At 47.2% G+C, this 1,309-nt stretch carries 1 protein-coding gene and 1 other annotated feature; the gene reads left to right on the plus strand.

What is annotated here, in order from left to right; all coding sequences use genetic code 11:
• The first annotated feature begins 50 nt into the window (after positions 1-50).
• Positions 51-1,270 (plus strand): IS3 family transposase gene (locus tag ACQKCG_RS13930; RefSeq protein ID WP_424510909.1). Its coding sequence is split into 2 segments (ribosomal slippage): positions 51-336 and positions 336-1,270, totalling 1,221 coding nucleotides; the frame shifts between segments, so codons are not numbered across the junction.
• Positions 326-442 (plus strand) — a sequence feature (AL1L pseudoknot). (Overlaps the previous gene by 117 nt.)
• Positions 1,271-1,309: the final 39 nt, after the last annotated feature.

Raw genomic sequence — 1,309 nt, forward strand, 5'->3', positions numbered from 1 at the left:
TGAACAGCCCCGGGATTGTCGGAGACTCAACATTCTGAGAGAATACGACAATGAAAAGACAAACCTATACTCCTGAGATTAAAGAACGCGCCGTTCGCATGCTGATTGAAGCGGCAGGCGATTACCCCTCCACCTGGTCAGCTATTCAAGCCATTGCTCCTAAGATTGGCTGCACGCCTGAAACCCTGCGGTCATGGCATAAAAAGTACATAGACCAAACCATTCCTGCCTCAGTACAAGCCCAAAGCCAAGAGCAACGTATTAAAGAGCTTGAACGCGAGAATAAAGAGCTCAAGCAAGTTAATGAAATCATCAGAAAGGCCGCGGCTTTTTTCGCCCAGGCGGAGCTCGGCCGCCCACCAAAGTGATGGTCGATTTTATTGATGACCATAAAGATAGTTACGGGGTCGAGCTGATCTGTAGAGTACTGCCGATTGCTCCATCAACCTATCACCGGGCTAAAGACTTAGAAGAATGCCCTGACAAGCGCTCATTACGCAGTCAACATGACGACTTCTACATAAGTGAAATCAAACGCATCTGGCAGGACAGCAAGTGCCGTTACGGTGTGCGTAAAGTCTGGCAGCAGATGAAGGCTGATGGCGTAAAGGTTGCTCGTTGCACCGTCGAGCGTTTAATGAAGCAGTATGGCCTACAAGGCGTCTGGCGTGGCAAAGGCAAGATTACCACCAACAGCCGTGACGACCAAAAGCGCGCTGATGACTTAGTCAATCGTAACTTTAGCGCTTATCGTCCTAATCAGCTGTGGGTTGCAGATTTTACCTATATCAAGACACTGAGTGGCTGGGTTTATACTGCTTTTATTATTGATGTGTTCGCTCGTGCCATTGTGGGCTGGAAAGTATCCAATCGCATGAACACCGATATGGTGATGGCCGCGCTCAATCAAGCGATAGCAGATAGGAATAATCCCAAAGATGTGATTCATCACAGTGATCGAGGGGTTCAGTATTTATCCATTCGCTACACAGATAAGATGGCTGACTGCGGTGTGATTGCCTCTGTTGGTACAACAGGCGATTCATACGACAATGCACTGGCTGAAACGGTCAACGGGCTTTATAAGTCCGAGGTCATTCATTATTTGAAAGAGAGCTGGTCTGGCGTCAACGATGTTGAATTAGCAACCCTTGAATGGGTAGACTGGTTTAACAAGAAGCGTTTGCATAGCACGATTGGTTATGTGTCACCTTTTGAGTTTGAAAAGCAGTATTATGATAATTTAATCCTGTCAGGTGTTGCTGCCTGACTCAAGTAAATAAGCCTCCGATAAAGTCGGGGCGGTTCA

It is taken from the genome of Psychrobacter sp. NPDC078929 (genome assembly GCF_050267985.1).
Taxonomy (GTDB): domain Bacteria; phylum Pseudomonadota; class Gammaproteobacteria; order Pseudomonadales; family Moraxellaceae; genus Psychrobacter.